This window comes from Nocardioides sp. cx-173, assembly GCF_021117365.1.
Taxonomy (GTDB): domain Bacteria; phylum Actinomycetota; class Actinomycetes; order Propionibacteriales; family Nocardioidaceae; genus Nocardioides.
In genome coordinates this window covers 2,552,695-2,568,955 of sequence record NZ_CP088262.1, presented here as the reverse complement: position 1 = coordinate 2,568,955, position 16,261 = coordinate 2,552,695, and the positions used below count along the sequence as shown (strand labels likewise).

18 protein-coding genes are annotated in these 16,261 nt (G+C 71.6%); 13 read left to right on the top strand and 5 right to left on the bottom strand.

Translation table 11 applies throughout. The features are described from left to right. Positions 1 to 46 precede the first annotated feature (46 nt). The 8 genes from LQ940_RS12445 to LQ940_RS12410 all read left to right on the top strand — a co-directional run bounded on the left by LQ940_RS12445 (position 47) and on the right by LQ940_RS12410 (position 5,794). Positions 47 to 727, top strand: coding sequence for a DUF4396 domain-containing protein (locus LQ940_RS12445; RefSeq protein WP_231242611.1), 681 nt, complete (start codon positions 47 to 49; stop codon positions 725 to 727). 142 nt (positions 728 to 869) lie between these two features. Continuing rightward, entirely contained in the window at positions 870 to 1,925 is a 1,056-nt protein-coding gene (recA, locus tag LQ940_RS12440; protein ID WP_442939791.1) for a recombinase RecA, read from the top strand. After that, positions 1,909 to 2,514: a regulatory protein RecX gene (locus LQ940_RS12435; protein ID WP_231242613.1), complete on the top strand. Its 606-nt coding sequence runs from the start codon at positions 1,909 to 1,911 to the stop codon at positions 2,512 to 2,514. The genes recA and LQ940_RS12435 overlap by 17 nt, the downstream gene beginning before the upstream one ends. A gap of 58 nt (positions 2,515 to 2,572) precedes the next feature. Further along, positions 2,573 to 3,067 (top strand): phosphoribosyltransferase, encoded by a 495-nt coding sequence (locus tag LQ940_RS12430; protein WP_231242614.1) that lies wholly within the window; start codon positions 2,573 to 2,575, stop codon positions 3,065 to 3,067. Beyond that, complete coding sequence (locus tag LQ940_RS12425) at positions 3,016 to 3,774, top strand: GNAT family N-acetyltransferase (protein WP_231242615.1); 759 nt, start codon at positions 3,016 to 3,018, stop codon at positions 3,772 to 3,774. The genes LQ940_RS12430 and LQ940_RS12425 overlap by 52 nt, the downstream gene beginning before the upstream one ends. Positions 3,775 to 3,795: 21 nt before the next feature. Next, positions 3,796 to 4,650 carry a PPK2 family polyphosphate kinase gene (locus LQ940_RS12420; RefSeq protein ID WP_231242616.1) on the top strand — a complete coding sequence of 285 codons (855 nt, stop codon included), beginning with the start codon at positions 3,796 to 3,798 and terminating at the stop codon, positions 4,648 to 4,650. Beyond that, a complete protein-coding gene (locus LQ940_RS12415) occupies positions 4,647 to 5,414 on the top strand; it encodes a HipA family kinase (protein WP_231242617.1) in 768 nt (255 codons plus the stop codon). The genes LQ940_RS12420 and LQ940_RS12415 overlap by 4 nt, the downstream gene beginning before the upstream one ends. After that, positions 5,411 to 5,794, top strand: coding sequence for a DUF3037 domain-containing protein (locus LQ940_RS12410; RefSeq protein WP_231242619.1), 384 nt, complete (start codon positions 5,411 to 5,413; stop codon positions 5,792 to 5,794). The genes LQ940_RS12415 and LQ940_RS12410 overlap by 4 nt, the downstream gene beginning before the upstream one ends. 10 nt (positions 5,795 to 5,804) lie before the next feature. Here the strand turns inward: LQ940_RS12410 and LQ940_RS12405 are convergent, their stop codons facing one another. The 4 genes from LQ940_RS12405 to LQ940_RS12390 all read right to left on the bottom strand — a co-directional run bounded on the left by LQ940_RS12405 (position 5,805) and on the right by LQ940_RS12390 (position 9,244). Beyond that, positions 5,805 to 6,548: a sirohydrochlorin chelatase gene (locus LQ940_RS12405; protein ID WP_231242620.1), complete on the bottom strand. Its 744-nt coding sequence runs from the start codon at positions 6,546 to 6,548 to the stop codon at positions 5,805 to 5,807. Positions 6,549 to 6,618: 70 nt separating this feature from the next. Beyond that, positions 6,619 to 7,365, bottom strand: a complete 747-nt coding sequence (locus LQ940_RS12400; RefSeq protein WP_231242621.1) for a phosphoadenylyl-sulfate reductase — start codon at positions 7,363 to 7,365, stop codon at positions 6,619 to 6,621. Further along, positions 7,362 to 7,532 carry a hypothetical protein gene (locus tag LQ940_RS12395; RefSeq protein WP_231242623.1) on the bottom strand — a complete coding sequence of 57 codons (171 nt, stop codon included), beginning with the start codon at positions 7,530 to 7,532 and terminating at the stop codon, positions 7,362 to 7,364. Before LQ940_RS12395 ends, LQ940_RS12400 begins: the two co-directional genes overlap by 4 nt. Beyond that, positions 7,529 to 9,244 (bottom strand): nitrite/sulfite reductase, encoded by a 1,716-nt coding sequence (locus LQ940_RS12390; protein ID WP_231242625.1) that lies wholly within the window; start codon positions 9,242 to 9,244, stop codon positions 7,529 to 7,531. Before LQ940_RS12390 ends, LQ940_RS12395 begins: the two co-directional genes overlap by 4 nt. Before the next feature lie 388 nt (positions 9,245 to 9,632). Between LQ940_RS12390 and LQ940_RS12385 the strand changes: the two genes are divergently transcribed. Beyond that, positions 9,633 to 10,352, top strand: coding sequence for a hypothetical protein (locus LQ940_RS12385; protein WP_231242626.1), 720 nt, complete (start codon positions 9,633 to 9,635; stop codon positions 10,350 to 10,352). Between the two features lie 59 nt (positions 10,353 to 10,411). Then, a complete protein-coding gene (locus tag LQ940_RS12380) occupies positions 10,412 to 11,854 on the top strand; it encodes a glycine hydroxymethyltransferase (RefSeq protein ID WP_231242628.1) in 1,443 nt (480 codons plus the stop codon). A gap of 39 nt (positions 11,855 to 11,893) precedes the next feature. On the opposite strand, the gene LQ940_RS12375 is transcribed toward LQ940_RS12380, so the two are convergent. Next, on the bottom strand, positions 11,894 to 13,564 hold the full coding sequence (locus LQ940_RS12375) for an acyl-CoA dehydrogenase family protein (RefSeq protein ID WP_231242629.1): 1,671 nt from the start codon (positions 13,562 to 13,564) through the stop codon (positions 11,894 to 11,896). Between the two features lie 17 nt (positions 13,565 to 13,581). On the opposite strand from LQ940_RS12375, the gene LQ940_RS12370 reads away from it, so the two are divergent. Genes LQ940_RS12370 through LQ940_RS12360 form a run of 3 tightly spaced genes read left to right on the top strand, consistent with a single transcriptional unit; the run spans position 13,582 to position 16,013 of the window. Then, positions 13,582 to 14,544 carry a YihY/virulence factor BrkB family protein gene (locus LQ940_RS12370; protein WP_231242630.1) on the top strand — a complete coding sequence of 321 codons (963 nt, stop codon included), beginning with the start codon at positions 13,582 to 13,584 and terminating at the stop codon, positions 14,542 to 14,544. 35 nt (positions 14,545 to 14,579) lie between these two features. Then, positions 14,580 to 15,674: a potassium channel family protein gene (locus LQ940_RS12365; protein ID WP_231242632.1), complete on the top strand. Its 1,095-nt coding sequence runs from the start codon at positions 14,580 to 14,582 to the stop codon at positions 15,672 to 15,674. A 45-nt stretch (positions 15,675 to 15,719) separates the two neighbouring features. Beyond that, a complete protein-coding gene (locus LQ940_RS12360) occupies positions 15,720 to 16,013 on the top strand; it encodes a hypothetical protein (protein WP_231242633.1) in 294 nt (97 codons plus the stop codon). Positions 16,014 to 16,261: the final 248 nt, after the last annotated feature.

Genomic DNA, 16,261 nt, shown 5'->3' with positions numbered 1-16,261 from the left:
GCCTCGGTACTATACCCCCCTAGGGTAATCATGCAAGGAGGCGGCGATGAGCCACGACCACGGGCTCGCACACCACGCCCACGGGGAGAGGTCCGGCCGCAACGCGATGGCCGCCGGCGCCACGCTGCACTGCCTGACCGGCTGTGCCGTCGGCGAGGTGCTCGGGCTGATGATCGGCACGGCGGCCGGCCTGAGCGCCGGGGTCACGATCGCGCTCGCCGTCGTCCTAGCGTTCGTCTTCGGCTACTCGCTCTCGACGCTGCCGCTGCTGGCCGCCGGCCTGTCGGCACGCGCGGCGCTGTCGGTGGTGCTGGCGGCCGACACGCTCTCGATCGCGACCATGGAGCTGGTCGACAACGCGGTGATGGCGCTGGTGCCGGGCGCCATGGAGGCGACGCTGGCGGAGCCGGTGTTCTGGCTGAGCATGGCGCTCGCGCTCGGTGTGGCGTACGTCGTGGCGTTCCCCGTCAACCGCGCGCTGCTGGCGCGCGGCAAGGGCCATGCGCTGACCCATCGCTTCCACGGGGCTCCGCCCGTCCGTGCGTGGGTGCCACGCTTCGCCAGCAGCACGCTCGCCGCGGCGATCGGGGCGTTCCTGCTGGGCGGGCTGGTCGCGGCGCTGGCCGCCCCGGACGAGCCGGCGGCGCCGAGTCCGCACTCCTGGCGCGACACGCCGGACGGCCAAGCGCGGATCGAACAGGTGTTCGGGCTAGATTGGTCTCCGTAAGCAGGCGCAGCCACCGGCTGGCGCCGGCGCCATCCACAGCCCCGCCCGACGGGGAGGCGGACTGTCGGCGGTCGGGTCTAGCGTCCAACCAGACGACGACGACAACCGACGAAGCTCGCACACACAGACGAAGGACGGACACATCATGGCTGGTGGAGACCGCGACAAGGCCCTCGACGCGGCACTGCTCAACATCGAGAAGCAGTTCGGCAAGGGCTCGGTCATGCGCCTGGGCGACGAGACGCGCGCCCCCCTCGAAGTCATCCCCACGGGGTCGATCGCGCTCGACGTGGCTCTGGGCCTCGGCGGACTCCCGCGCGGGCGAGTCGTGGAGATCTACGGGCCGGAGTCCTCCGGCAAGACGACCGTCGCCCTGCACGCGGTGGCCAACGCCCAGCGTGCCGGCGGCATCGTGGCGTTCATCGACGCCGAGCACGCGCTCGACCCCGACTACGCCAAGGCGCTCGGCGTCGACACCGACGCCCTGCTGGTCTCGCAGCCCGACTCCGGTGAGCAGGCGCTCGAGATCGCCGACATGCTGATCCGCTCGGGCGCGCTCGACCTGATCGTCATCGACTCGGTCGCGGCGCTCGTGCCCCGCGCCGAGATCGAGGGCGAGATGGGCGACAGCCACGTCGGCCTGCAGGCCCGGCTGATGAGCCAGGCGCTGCGCAAGATGACCGGTGCCCTCAACAACTCCGGCACCACGATGATCTTCATCAACCAGCTCCGCGAGAAGATCGGCGTGATGTTCGGCTCGCCCGAGACCACCACCGGTGGCAAGGCGCTGAAGTTCTACTCCTCGGTCCGCCTCGACGTGCGCCGCATCGAGACCCTCAAGGACGGCACCGATATGGTCGGCAACCGGACCCGGGTCAAGGTCGTGAAGAACAAGGTGGCCCCGCCGTTCAAGCAGGCCGAGTTCGACATCATGTACGGCAAGGGGATCAGCCGCGAGGGCGGCCTGATCGACGTCGGCGTCGAGGCCGGCCTGGTCCGCAAGGCCGGCGCTTGGTACACCTACGAGGGCGACCAGCTCGGCCAGGGCAAGGAGAACGCCCGCACCTTCCTCAAGGACAACCCCGACCTGGCCAACGAGCTGGAGAAGAAGATCCTCGAGAAGCTCGGTGTCGGCCCCCAGGTCGACACGCCCGCCGACGACCTGAGCGACGAGCCGATCGGTGTCGACTCCTTCTGAGTCCGACCCCTGGCTCGGTGACGTCCGGGACGGGGTGGCGGCGTGGACGCGTTCCGCGCCGTCACCGCCGCCCGACGATCCCGTGGCCACGGGGCCGGACGCCGACCTGGAGTCGGTCGCCCGCAAGATCCTCCTGGACCAGCTGACCGGCCAGGCGCGCTCCCGCAGCGAGCTGGCCACCAAGCTGGCCAAGAAGGGGGTCCCCGACGAGCTGGCGACCCGCCTGCTGGACCGGTTCGAGGAGGTCGGGCTCGTCGACGACGAGTCCTTCGCTCGGCTCTGGGTGGCCAGTCGTCAGCCCGGCAAGGGCCTGGCCCGCCGCGCGCTGGCCCAGGAGCTGCGCCGCAAGGGCATCGACGACGAGGTCGCCCGCGAGGCCCTCGACGAGATCGACCCGGCCGACGAGGAGCACTCCGCGCGGCTGCTGGTCCGCAAGAAGCTGCGCACCCTGACCCGCGTCGACGACACCACCGCCACGCGCCGCCTGGTGGGCATGCTCGCCCGCAAGGGCTACGGCTCCGGTCTCGCCTTCCGCGTCGTCAAGGACGAGCTCCAGGCCGCCGACCGCGAGGCCCCCGCCGATCTGTAGCGACGCCCCGCTCGCGAGCGGGGACGGCCCCGCCGCAGCGGGATGCCACAATCACCCCGTGGCCGACGAGCGCGAGATCCTGACCTACGAGATGTTCGGCGGCGCGGTGCGCGACCTGGCGCGGATGGTCGCCGACGACGGCTACGAGCCGGACCTGGTGCTCTCCATCGCGCGCGGCGGATTGGGCCTGGGGATGGGCCTGGGCTACGCGCTGGACGTGAAGAACCTCTCCGCGGTCAACGTCGAGTTCTACACCGGCGTCGACTCCCGCCTGGAGGTCCCGATCATGCTCCCGCCGACGCCGGCGGCGGTGGACCTGTCCGGGCTCAAGGTCCTCATCGCCGACGACGTGGCCGACACCGGCAAGACGCTGGAGATCGTCCAGGACTTCTGCGCCGGCCACGTCGCCGAGGCTCGCAGTGCGGTCATCTACGAGAAGCCCTGGACGGTGGTGCACCCCGACTACGTCTGGCGCCGCACCGAGCGTTGGATCGACTTCCCGTGGTCGAGCCAGCCGCCGGTCGTACGACGCGGCGGCTCCGCGCCCGGATGAGCGGGTCCGCCGTGCGGCTGGTGGTGCACGACCGCGGTCACGACCTCCTCGGTGCCGTGCACGAGGCGGAGTCGTGGGCCGCCGCCGCGCGCCGTACCGTCGCCAGTCGGCCCGTCGACCCGGTCCCGGTCGACCTGTCGGGCGAGGTCAAGCAGTTCCTGGTCGACCACGACAACCGGGTCGCCGTGCGCCCGATGACCCCGGGCGACCTCCCGGACATGGCCCGCTGGCTCGCCGCGGACCACGTGCGTCGCTGGTGGCCCACCGACGACACCACCCTGGAGGGGGTCGCCGCCCGCTACGGTCCCTCGATCGACGGGATGACGCCGACGCGCATGTACGTCGCCGAGGTCAATGGCCGCTCCGTGGGGTTCCTGCAGGACTACAGGGTCCGTGACCACCCGGACTTCGCGATGCTCACGCCGGACCCCGACGCGATCGGGGTGGACTACGCGATCGGGGAGCCGAGCTGGCTGGGCCGAGGCTTCGGCGCGCGCCTGCTGTGGGCCTGGATGCCGCGGGCGCTGCGGCGCTTCCCCGACGCCCGGTCGCTGTTCGCGGCGCCCGACCACCGCAACGCCGCCTCGCTGCGGGTGCTCGACAAGGTCGGCTTCAGCCGGGGCGTCTGGTTCGACGAGCCACAGAGCGGCGGATGCGTCGCGACCGTCGTCGGCTGCACCCTCGACGTGGCGACCGTGCTCGGCTGAGCGGGCTGGGATAGTGCTCCCATGACCCTCGCGACCGTTGAGCCCCTGGTGCGCCTCCCACCCGGGCCCGTGTCCCTGAAGGACATCCCGACGGATGCGACCCCCGGCTTCGACGGCGACAAGGACGCGGGGGAGGCGGCCCTGGCGGCGCTCGGCCCCGAGCTGGCCGATGTCCAGGAGCGGCTCTTCGCCGAGCGCACCACCGGGTCCCCGCGTCGGCTGCTGCTGATCCTGCAGGGCATGGACACCTCCGGCAAGGGCGGGGTACTGCGCCACACCGTGGGCCTGGTCGACCCCCAGGGGGTGCAGATCACGGCGTTCAAGGCGCCCACCGCCGACGAGCTCCGCCACGACTTCCTGTGGCGCATCCGCCAGGCGCTGCCCGAGCCCGGTCACATCGGCGTGTTCGACCGCTCCCACTACGAGGACGTGCTGATCGGGCGCGTGCACCAGCTCGCCGACGCCGACGAGATCGAGCGCCGCTACGACGCGATCAACGAGTTCGAGCAGGAGCTGGTCGCCGGCGGGACGGTGGTGCTCAAGTGCATGCTGCACATCTCCGCGGCCGAGCAGAAGGAGCGGCTCCTCGCGCGCCTCGACAACCCCGCGAAGTACTGGAAGTTCAGCCCCGGCGACGTCGATGAGCGCGCCCACTGGGCGGCGTACCGGGAGGCCTACGAGGGCGCACTGGAGCGCACCAACACCGAGGTCGCGCCCTGGCACGTCGTGCCGAGCGACCGCAAGTGGTTCCGCAACCTCACCATCGCCCGGCTGCTCCACGAGAAGCTCCTGCAGATGGCGCCGACCTGGCCGGCAGCGGACTTCGACGTCGAGGAGCAGCGCGCCCGGCTCCTGAACGAGGTGCCGGTGACGTGATCGAGACCGTCTCCGTCACGCGCTACATCACGCCGCTGCGCGAAGGCGGCAGCCTGCCCGGGATCGTGGAGGCCGACGACCTCGGCACCTACGTCTGCAAGTTCCGCGGCGCCGGCCAGGGCGTGCGGGTCCTGGTCGCGGAGGTCGTCGTGGGGGAGCTCGCTCGCCACCTCGGCCTCGACACCCCGCGTCTGGTCGCCCTCGACCTGGACCCGGAGATCGCTCGCTACGAGGCCGACGAGGAGGTCCAGGACCTGCTCAACGCCAGCCCCGGGCTCAACCTCGGGGTCGACTTCCTGCCCGGCTCCTTCGGGTACGACGGCGAGCTGCCGGCCGACGCGGGCGACGCGGCGGCCATCGTGTGGCTGGACGCCTTCTGTGCCAACGTCGACCGCACGTGGCGCAACCCCAACCTCCTGCTCTGGCACGGCCACCTGTGGGTGATCGACCACGGCGCCTCGCTGTACTTCCACCACGGCTGGTCGGCGGGCGTGACCGACCCGGCCCGGTTCGCGGCCCAGCCGTGGGACCCGAGCGACCACGTGCTGCTGGACCGGGTCGGCGACCTGGGTGCCACGGACGAGCGGCTCTCGGCGCTCGTCACGCCCGACGTGCTCGTCGAGGTCGTCGCTCAGGTGCCCGATGCCTGGCTGGAGGGGGTGCCGGGCGCCGAGGACCCGGCCTCGCTGCGGGCGGCGTACGTCGACTTCCTCACCGCCCGCCTGGGCACCCGGCAGTGGCTCCCGAAGGCGGCCGGCCGGTGACCGCCAGACTCGCCTATCAGTACGTGGTGCTGCGCTGCGTGCCGCGCGTGGAGCGCGAGGAGTTCCTCAACGTGGGCGTGGTCGTCTACTGCCAGGCCACCGACTACCTCGGCGTCGCCTGGAACGCCGATCGCGAGCGCCTCCTGGCCCTCGACCCGCGCCTCGACGTCGACCAGGTCTGCGACGCGCTCGCCTACGTCGAGGCCATCTGCGCCGGCGACCCTCGCGGCGGAGCGGCCGCGGCCCAGCCCCTCGGCCAGCGCTTCGGCTTCCTCAAGGCGCCCAAGAGCACGGTGCTGCAGCCCGGCCCCGTCCACGGCGGCGTCACCGCCGACCCGCCCCGCCAGCTCGAGCGCCTGCTCACCCAGCTCGTCGGTTGACGGGTCGGCGTCAGACGGGGACGAGCTCGACGGCGCCGACGGCGTAGCGGGCGAGGATGGTGCGGGCCACCTCGGGGTGGGCGCCGAGGGGCTCGGAGACGGCGACGGCGCCCGCCTCGAGGGCGAGCTCCGCGGCGCGGTCGACCAGGGCGCCGGGGGCCAGGAAGAGCGACGCGACCGCGATGTGGCGGCGGCCCTCGGCACGGAAGGCGCGCACGGCCTCGCCGGTGGCCGGCGGGGCGCTGGCGGCGTACGCCGCGCTGACCGGCAGCTTGTGGTGGGTGCCCCACAGCCGGGCCAGGCGGGCGACGGCCTGGTTGGCGAGCGGGTCGGTGGAGCCGGCCGCGGCCAGGACGAGGGCGTCCAGCTCGCGGACCCGCGAGCGGCGCAGCGACTCGCGCAGGCGCTCGTCGAGCACCTCCAGGAAGCACGCCTCGAGCCCGAGGATCGAGGTGACCCGGATCTGCAGCCCGGGGTGGCGCGAGGTGGCCTCGGCCACGGCGTCGGGTACGTCGGTGGCATCGTGGAAGGCCTCGGTCAGGAGCAGCGGTACGACGACGATCTCGTCGTACCCGGCCTTGACCAGGCGGTCGACGACCGTCTGGAAGCCCGGCTTCGCCAGGTCCAGGAACGCCTTCTCGACGCGCAGGTCCGGACGCATCGCCTTGACCTCGGCGACCAGGGCGGTGACGGTCTTGGTCGACCGCGGGTCACGACTGCCGTGAGCCAGGGCCACCAGGGCGGGAGCGGCCATCAGCGTGGCCTCCTCTCCAGGGTTGCGGGTGCTTCGGTGGGCCGACGACGTTGTCGGGCTGGGATCGGGGTCATGAGTGGATCCCGCACTCGGTCTTGTTGGTTCCGGCCCAGCGGCCGCTGCGCGGGTCCTCGCCGGGGGCGACGCGCCGGGTGCACGGTGCGCAGCCGATGGAGGGGTAGCCGTCGTAGACCAGGGGGTTGACCAGCACGCCGTTCTCGGCGATGTAGCGATCGACCTGCTCGTCGGTCCAGCGCGCGAGCGGGGAGACCTTGACCTTGCCCTTCTTGGCGTCCCAGCCGATCACCGGTGCGATCACCCGGTTGTGCGTCTCGGCACGGCGCAGCCCCGTCGCCCAGGCGTCGTACGACGCCAGCGAGTCGGCCAGCGGCTTGACCTTGCGCAGCGCGCAGCACAGATCGGGGTCGGTCTTGTAGAGGTCCTTGCCGTACGCCGCGTCCTGCTCGGCCACCGTCTGCACGGGGGTGATCGTGAGCAGGTTGACGTCGAGGGTGGCCTGGACGGCGTCGCGGGTGCCGATGGTCTCGATGAAGTGGTAGCCGGTGTCGAGGAAGACCACGTCGACGCCCGGCACCGTCTTGGCGGCCAGGTCGGCGAGGACGGCGTCACCCATCGAAGAGGTGATGCAGAACCGCTCGCCGAACGTGGCCGCGGCCCACTCGATGATGTGCTCGGCCGGGGCCAGCTCGAGCTCGGCACCCCAGTGGGACACCAGCTCGCGCAGCTCCTCGGGGGAGCGGCCGGCGGTCTGGGAGCCGCGGTTGGCGCGGGCGGCCGCGGTGGTTGCGGTCGTCATGCCTGGGCCCCCCGTCGCAGCATGCCGAGCATCCTCACGGTGAAGGCGCGTTGGCAGGAGCGGCACTCCCAGGCGCCCTTGATCGACGGGTCGTCGGACTCGTGCGGCCACAGGTTGTCGTCGGCGCAGTAGGGGCAGTGGAACGGCGTCGCGCGCTCGTTGCTCATATCGCCGCCAACGTCTTCTCGCCGCGCAGCAGCTCCTCGTCGGCACGCGCCACCCAGGTGGCGAAGCGCTCGCCCTCGGTGCGGTCGGCGAGGAAGTTGCCGACGACCACGGTGATGTAGTCGTCCAGGCCCGCGCTCGTGACCTTGTGGGCGCGCAGCTTGCGGCCGAAGTTGGCCTCCAGGCCGGTGGCGCCGCCGAGGTGCACCTGGAAGCCCTCGACCTGCGCGCCGTCGGACATGACCAGCTGGCCCTTCAGCCCGATGTCGGCGACCTGCGTGCGGGCGCAGGCGTTGGGGCAGCCGTTGACGTTGACCGTGATCGGGGTGTCCAGGTCGGGGAAGCGCTTCTCCAGCTCGCCCACGAGCGCGCGGGCGCGCTCCTTGGTGTCGACGATCGCCAGCTTGCAGAACTCGATGCCGGTGCAGGCCATCGTGTTGCGCCGCCAGTTGGAGGGACGAGCCGACAGCCCGATCGCGTCGAGCCGGGCGACGAGCGGCTCGACCTGAGCCTCGTCGACGCCGATCAGCACGATCTTCTGGTACGGCGTGAGGCGGGCGCCGGCCACGCCGAACTCCTCGATCAGGTCGGCCAGCTGCACCAGCAGCGTGCCGGACACCCGCCCGACGGTGGGCGCGATGCCCACGTAGAACCTGCCGTCCTTCTGCCGGTGGACGCCGATGTGGTCACGGTGGCCCACCGGGGCCGGGGGCGAGGGGGTGGAGACCAGCGGCCGGCCGAGGTACTCGTTCTCGAGGACCTCGCGGAACTTCTCGATGCCCCAGTCCGCGACCAGGAACTTCAGGCGCGCCCGCGAGCGCAGCCGGCGGTATCCGTAGTCGCGGAAGATGCCGGCGACGCCGGCCCAGACGTCGGCCACCTCGTCCAGCGGGACCCAGACGCCCATCTGGGCGGCGAGCATGGGGTTGGTGGACAGCCCGCCGCCGACCCAGAGGTCGAAGCCGGGGCCGAGCTCGGGGTGGACGGTGCCGACGAAGGAGATGTCGTTGGTCTCGGGGGAGACGTCGTGGCTGGGGTGGCCGGTCACGGCGGTCTTGAACTTGCGCGGGAAGTTCGAGAAGTCGGGGTTGCCGATGAAGCGCTCGAAGATCTCCTCCAGCGCCCGGGTGCCGTCGATGATCTCGTCCTGGGCCACGCCGGCCACCGGGGAGCCGAGGAAGGGCCGGGGGGAGTCGCCGCAGGCCTCGAGGCTGCTCAGCCCGGCGGCGTCGAGCCGGTCCCAGATCTCCGGGACGTCCTCGACGCGGATCCAGTGGTACTGGATGTTCTCGCGGTCGGTGACGTCGGCGGTGTCACGGGCGAAGTCGACCCCGATGCGGCCCAGGGTCCGCACGGCCTCGTGGTCCAGCAGCCGGCCGTCGGAGCGCACCCGGAGCATGAAGAACTCGTCGTCGAGCTCCTCCTCCTCGAGCGTCGCGGTCTTGCCGCCGTCGAAGCCGGGCGCGCGCTGGGTGTAGAGGCCCATCCACCGGAAGCGGCCGCGCAGGTCGGCGGGGTCGATGGAGGCGAAGCCGCGCTTGGAGTAGATGTTGATGATCCGAGCGCGGACGTTGAGCGGGTCGTCGTCCTTCTTGGACTGCTCGTTCTTGTTCAGCGGCTCGGTGTAGCCGAACGCCCATTGGCCCTCGGCCCGCTTGGGGCGGGGCACGTCGGTGTGGGCGGGAGGCTGGGCCTGGAAGCGCTGATCGGGCATGAGGAGCTGGTCCTTCGCTGAGTGCCGCGGGCCTTGGGTGGGCCGGCGCGAGATGATCGGGGTGGCGTCGTTCAGCGGGGCCAACACATCGCGCTGCGCGTACGCCCGAAGTCCACGTGGCGACGTACCACGAGGTAGGCGTGCGTCTCGGCGCTGATCATGTCAAGGAGTCTCACGCTGCGGACGCCCCCGCCACAAGGCGAAATCTCATGATGTGGAATGCGTGTCCAACATTCAAGACACAAGGGCCGGGCGGTCAGCCTGTACTCGCGAGTAGTGCGGCGCAGGTCACACTCGGACGGGTGAGGGCGATATGGCCCGTTCGGGTCATGCGGGCTCGCAGCGCGCGGAGGAACGTGGGATCCCCCTTCCCGAGAGGAACGACCCCATGACCCCCACCCCCCGGTTCCGGTGGAACCGCGAAAGCCTCAGCCGAGATCTGCGCAGCGCCGCCGTGGCGCTCTTCGTCAGCGTCCTCGTCCTGGCGGCGCCCAGCGTCGCGGCGAAGATCACCAATGCCGACGCCGTCGACGGCAAGAGCGCCGTCGGCGCGGGCGCCTCGGTCAAGAAGCGAGCCGGCAAGCTGGTCGCCACCAACGGCAAGGGCCGGCTGCCCGGCAACATCATCGCGAAGGCACCGGACGCCAATGCCCTCGACGGGCTCGACTCCACCGCCCTGGTGCCGCGCAACGCCAAGGCCGGGTCGGTCCAGTCCGGTCTGTGGAGCGCGTGGGGCGGCAACGCGACCGGGTACGTCGCCGACGCGGTCACCCTGCCCAGCCGGCTGCCCGCCGACCTCCCGATGAGCCGGGTCACCTACCTCAACGCCGGCGCGGCGATGACCGCGGAGTGCCCCGGGCTCGGTCGGGTGGGGCCCACGGGGTGGGCCTGCTTCTACGAGCTCAACCGGGGCGGCGTCACGTTCGGCAACATCTTCAACCAAGACCAGGTGGGCGGGGGCGCCTCCGGCGTCTCGCGCGACGGCTTCGGCATCTACTACACCTGCAGCTCCGACTCCTGCTACGCCTACGGCCGGTGGGCGGTCAAGGCGCCGGCGCCGACCGCGGCGAGGCAGCCCGGGCGTCCCGCGCGTCGGTCCAACCCCTGACCGAGTCCGGCGGGCGGCGGCCGTTGGGCGACCGCCCGCCGGGTCACTAGGCTGCCGACATGGCCGACATCGACGCCCTCACCAGCAGCGCCTACTCCCAAGCCCTCGAGGTGATCGCCTCGGTCGAGCCCCGGATCGCGGAGGCGACCCGCCAGGAGCTGAGCGACCAGCGAGGCTCCCTGAAGCTGATCGCCAGCGAGAACTACGCCTCGCCCGCGGTCCTCCTCACGATGGGCACCTGGTTCAGCGACAAGTATGCCGAGGGCACGGTCGGCCACCGCTTCTACGCCGGCTGCCAGAACGTCGACACCGTCGAGGCCCTCGCCGCGGAGCACGCCCGCGAGCTGTTCGGCGCCGAGTACGCCTACGCCCAGCCGCACTCCGGGATCGACGCCAACCTGGTCGCGTTCTGGTCCATCCTGGCCCACCGGGTCGAAGGCCCCTGGCTGGAGAAGGCCGGCTCGAAGAACATCAACGAGCTCACCGACGCCGACTGGGAGTCGCTGCGCCACGAGCTCGGCAACCAGCGGCTGCTCGGGATGAGCCTGGACGCCGGCGGCCACCTCACCCACGGCTTCCGTCCCAACATCAGCGGCAAGATGTTCCACCAGCAGCAGTACGGCACCGACCCGGAGACCGGGCTGCTCGACTACGACGTCGTCGCGGCCAAGGCTCGCGAGTTCAAGCCGCTGATCCTGGTGGCCGGCTACTCGGCGTACCCGCGGCGGGTGAACTTCGCCAAGATGCGCGAGATCGCCGACGAGGTCGGCGCCACGCTCATGGTCGACATGGCCCACTTCGCCGGGCTGGTGGCCGGCAAGGTCTTCACCGGCGACGAGGACCCGGTCCCGCACGCGCACGTCGTGACGACCACGACCCACAAGAGTCTGCGCGGCCCGCGCGGCGGGATGGTGCTGGCCACCGAGGAGTACGCATCCTCGGTCGACCGCGGGTGCCCGATGGTGCTCGGGGGCCCGCTGTCGCACGTCATGGCGGCGAAGGCGGTCGCGCTGGCGGAGGCGCGCCAGCCGTCGTTCCAGACCTACGCCCAGCAGGTCGCGGACAACGCGAAGTCCCTGGCCGAGGGCTTCCTCAAGCGCGACGCCCGGCTCGTCACCGGCGGCACCGACAACCACCTGGTGCTGCTCGACGTCTCCGGCTTCGGCCTCACCGGCCGCCAGGCCGAGTCGGCGCTGCTCGACGCGGGCATCGTCACCAACCGCAACTCGGTGCCCTCGGATCCCAACGGCGCCTGGTACACCTCCGGCATCCGCCTGGGCACCCCCGCGCTCACGACCCGCGGCTTCGGCCACGACGAGTTCGACCAGGTGGCCGAGCTGATCGTCCACGTCCTGCAGCACACCCAGCCCGGCACCACCAAGGCCGGCGGCCCGTCGAAGGCGTCCTACGTCCTCGGCGACGGCATCGCCGACAAGGTCAGGGACGCCTCCGCCGAGATGCTCGACAAGCACCCGCTCTACCCCGGACTGGTCCTGTCCTAGCCCGCCCCACCGCTGACCCGTCAGAAACTTTCTGACGGGTCAGCGGTCGGTGGGCAGGGCGCGGTCGACGATGGCGCGCAGGTCGCCGGAGGCCAGCGCGCCGTAGACCCCGTCGTACGACGAGCCGAGGCGCGAGGCGCAGAAGACGTCGGCGACCTCGGGCGGCGCGAAGCGCACGAGCAGCGAGCCCTGCAGGCACAGGGCCATGCGGGCGGCGAGGCGGCGGGCGCCGACCTCGAGGGACGCGGACTCCCCGAGCATGGCCAGGGTGTCGTCGACGGCGCGGTCGAGGCGTGCGTCGGCGCCCCGGGCCTGGCCGACCTCGGTGATCCAGGCGGCCAGCGCCTCCGGCTCACGCGCGAGGGCCCGGAGAACGTCGAGCGCGTTGACGTTGCCCGAGCCCTCCCAGACCGAGTTGAGCGGCGCCTCGCGGTAGAGCAGCGGCAGCACCGACTCCTCGACGTAGCCGTTGCCGCCGAGGCACTCCAGCGCCTCCGCCACGTGGGCGGGCGTGCGCTTGCAGACCCAGAGCTTCGCGAGCGGCAGCGCGATCCGCCGCAGCGCCGCCTCGTGCGGGTCGTCGCGCCGGTCGACCGCCGATGCGAGCCGCAACGCGAGCGCCGTCGCGGCCTCGGACTCCACGGCCAGGTCGGCCAGGACGTTCTGCATGAGCGGCTTGTCAACCAGCAGCGAGCCGAACGCCGAGCGGTGCGCGGCGTGCCACGAGGCCTCGGAGACCGCACGCCGCATCAGCGACGCCGACCCCAGCACGCAGTCGAGCCGGGTGGCGGCCACCATCTCGATGATGGTGCGCACCCCGCGTCCCTCGTCGCCGAGCCGGCGGGCGAGCGTGCCGTCGAACTCCAGCTCCGAGGAGGCGTTGGAGCGGTTGCCCAGCTTGTCCTTGAGCCGGACGACGTCCAGCTGGTTGCGGGTGCCGTCGGGCAGGACGCGGGGGAGCACGAAGCAGGTGAGGCCCCCGTCGGCCTGCGCCAGCACCAGGAACAGGTCGTTCATCGGCGCGGAGGTGAACCACTTGTGCCCGTGCAGCGTGTACTCGCCGTCCACTGCGGTCGGCCGCGCCACGGTCACGTTGGCCCGCACGTCGGAGCCGCCCTGCTTCTCGGTCATGCCCATGCCGACGAGCGCGCCGCGCTTCTGCGCGATCGGCCGCAGGCCCGGGTCGTACGTCGTCGACGCCAGCAGGGGCGTCCACTCCTTCGCGACCGCGTCGTCGGCGCGGAGCGCGGGCACGGCGGCGTACGTCATGGAGATGGGGCAGCCGTGACCGGGCTCCGTGTGCGACCACGCCATGAAGCCCGCGGCCCGGCGCACATGCGCGTGCGGGCTGCCGGCCTCCTGCTGCTCCCATGGCGTCGCGGCGAGGCCGTGGCCCACCGCGCGCTCCATCAGCCAGTGCCACGAGGGGTGGAAGACGACCTCGTCGATCCGCTCGCCGTACCGGTCGTACGGCGTGAGCACCGGGTGGTGCTCGTTGGCGAGCTGACCGTGCTCGCGCGCCTCTGCGGTGCCGGCCTCGGCGCCCAGGGCCACCAGGTCCTCCAGGACCTCGGGGCCGGAGTGGCGGAGCACCGCCTCGGTGAGCGCGGCGTCGGCCGTGACGACGTTGTGACCGACGAGCGGAGGCGCCTGGTTGGTCGTGACGCGCACCTCGCGGCGCGTCGGGGTTGGCGGGTCCGGGGGTGCCATACGACTACCGTAGAGCCATGGCGGCGGACACCCAGGACACCGCCTCACCGGGCCGGGCCAGGACCGTCGCGCGCCACGGCGGCGAGACCCTCTGGCGCCTCGTGGTCACCACCGTGAGCGCCTGCCTGCGCTACCGCGTGACCGGCCTGGCCGCCGAGGCGGCGTTCTTCGCGGTGCTGTCGGTGCCCCCGCTGATCTTCGCGCTCGCCGGTGCCATCGGCTACGTCTCGGACCGCTTCACCACCGCCCAGGTCGAGGACGTCCGCCAGGCCGTGGTCGACCTGTCGTCGTCGTTCCTCACCGACAGCGCCGTCAACCAGATCGTCGTCCGCACCATGGAGGAGCTCGAGACCGGCCGCTTCGACGTGGTCTCGCTCGGCTTCGTGCTCGCCCTCTGGTCGGGCTCGCGCGCGCTCAACGTCTTCATCGACACCATCACGATCATGCACGGGCTCGGTGGGCACCGCGGGATCATCAAGACCCGGGCGTTGTCCTTCGTGCTCTACATCCTCGCCCTGATCACCGGCGCGGTCTCGATCCCTCTGGTGGTGGCCGGACCCAAGCTGGTCAGAGAGGCCCTGCCCGACAGCGCGCAGTTCGTGATGGGCTTCTACTGGCCGGTCGTCGTGGCGGTCTGCGTCTGCTTCCTCGCCACGCTCTACCACCTGTCGGTGCCGGTGCGGACCAACTGGAGCTTCAACCTCCCGGGCGCGACGTTCTCGCTGGTCGCGTGGATCGTGGGCTCCTACGTCCTGCGCTGGGTGCTCACCGTGACCGCTGCCGACTCCACGTCGATCTACGGGCCGCTCGCGGCGCCCATCGCGGTGCTCCTGTGGCTCTACATCCTGGCGCTGGCCGTGCTCATCGGCGCGGCCGTCAACGCCGCGTTCGACACCGTGTTTCCGCAGAAGGGCACCGCCCACGCGCGCCTCGAGCTGGTGAACCGACTGCGCAACCGCATGACGAAGGACCGGTCCTGACCGGATCGGTGCGGGGCGTCCACTAGATTCGCCGTGTGGTGGACGTGACGGGGGACCAGGCTGGCAGCGCCTTCCGTGGACGCATCGCACTGCCCGAGGTCGTCCGCTCCCCCTGGTGGGAGCTCGGCCGCCGGCTGCTCGCCGCGCTCGGGATCCTCGCCGGCACCGTGCTGCTCGTCTACCTCGACCGCAAGGGCTACGTCGACGGCAACGACCCGAACAACGAGATCAGCCTCATCGATGCGATCTACTACACGACCGTCACGCTCAGCACCACCGGGTACGGCGACATCGCCCCCGTCACCGACGGCGCTCGACTCGTCAACGCGTTCATCATCACCCCCGCCCGCATCGCCTTCCTGGTCCTGTTGATCGGCACCACCCTCGAGGTGCTGGCGTCGCAGGGCCGGGAGATGTTCCGGGTCTCTCGCTGGAGGAAGAACATGGGTCACCACGTCGTCGTCGTCGGCTACGGCACGAAGGGCAGGAGCGCCGTGGACACCCTGGTCAACAACGGCCAGAACCGCGAGGCGATCGTGATCGTCGATCCGAGCCCGACCGCGCTCGCCGACGCGCACGCCGACGGACTGGCGGTCGTCTCCGGCGACGCCACGCGTCGTGAGGTGCTGCGCCGCGCCGGAGTGGGGGAGGCCGACCAGATCATCATCACCACCAACCGCGACGACTCCAACGTCCTCTCCGCGCTGACCGTCCGTCAGCTCAACCCCGATGCCTGGATCGTCGCGGCGGTCAAGGAGCAGGAGAACGCCCCCCTGATGCGCCAGTCCGGCGCCAACTCCGTCATCACCTCCTCCGACGCCGTCGGCCGGCTGCTCGGACTCTCGTCGCTGTCGCCGACGCTGGGCTCGGTCATGGAGGACCTGCTCACCTACGGCGAGGGCCTCGAGGTGGCCGAGCGCGACCTGCTGGTCAGCGAGGTCGGCAAGCAGCCTCAACAGCTGCCGGACCAGGTGATCTCGGTCGTGCGTGACGAGAAGGTCTACCGCTACTTCGACCCGGTCGTCACCCAGCTGGCCCGCGGCGACCGGCTGATCGTCGTACGCCCGGCCAAGGAGCTGCCCTGGGCGCCGCGCCCCGGCACCCACCACGAGGAGACGGCCTCCGACTGAGGCCTCACATCGAACGTGTGTTCGAACCTGTGAGACCATCGAGGCATGGGTGGCGGCTGGGCAAAGCAGGGCAGCGGGGTGCCGCTCTCGGAGCGGGTGCGCCCGGGCGCACCCGCAGATCCTGAGGCTGCCCACCGGAGCCAGGAGTGCCCCGCGCGTCACTGCTGGGTCTCCGATGCCCTGGACCGCCATGGCGTGCAGCGTCCGGGCCTGCTGGTGGAGTGGCGCCAGGCCGAGGCGGGCTGGGAGGGTCGGGTGGCCTACCTGGCGCAGCTGCGCCCCGACGCCTGGCAGCTCGTCGAGGAGTGGGTGCCCGCGGCGTGGCTGACCCCGGGCTAGACGGCCGCGGCCCTGGCAGGGCATGAGAAGACCGAACCGCCGGCGTCTCGGGTCGCCAGCGGTCCGGCGTCACCAGATTAGCCGACGAGCGGCCACACCTCCACGGGCGAGTCGCTACCTCGGGGGTGGTCATCCGGCGGGAGGCCCGGGATGAGGGTTGGCGTCGGCGGTCTCTTTCGAGGTGCAGTCCTCCCGAATGGGCTGCGTAAGCCCTAACTCTCGAGACCGCCGACGCTACCAACGTACTC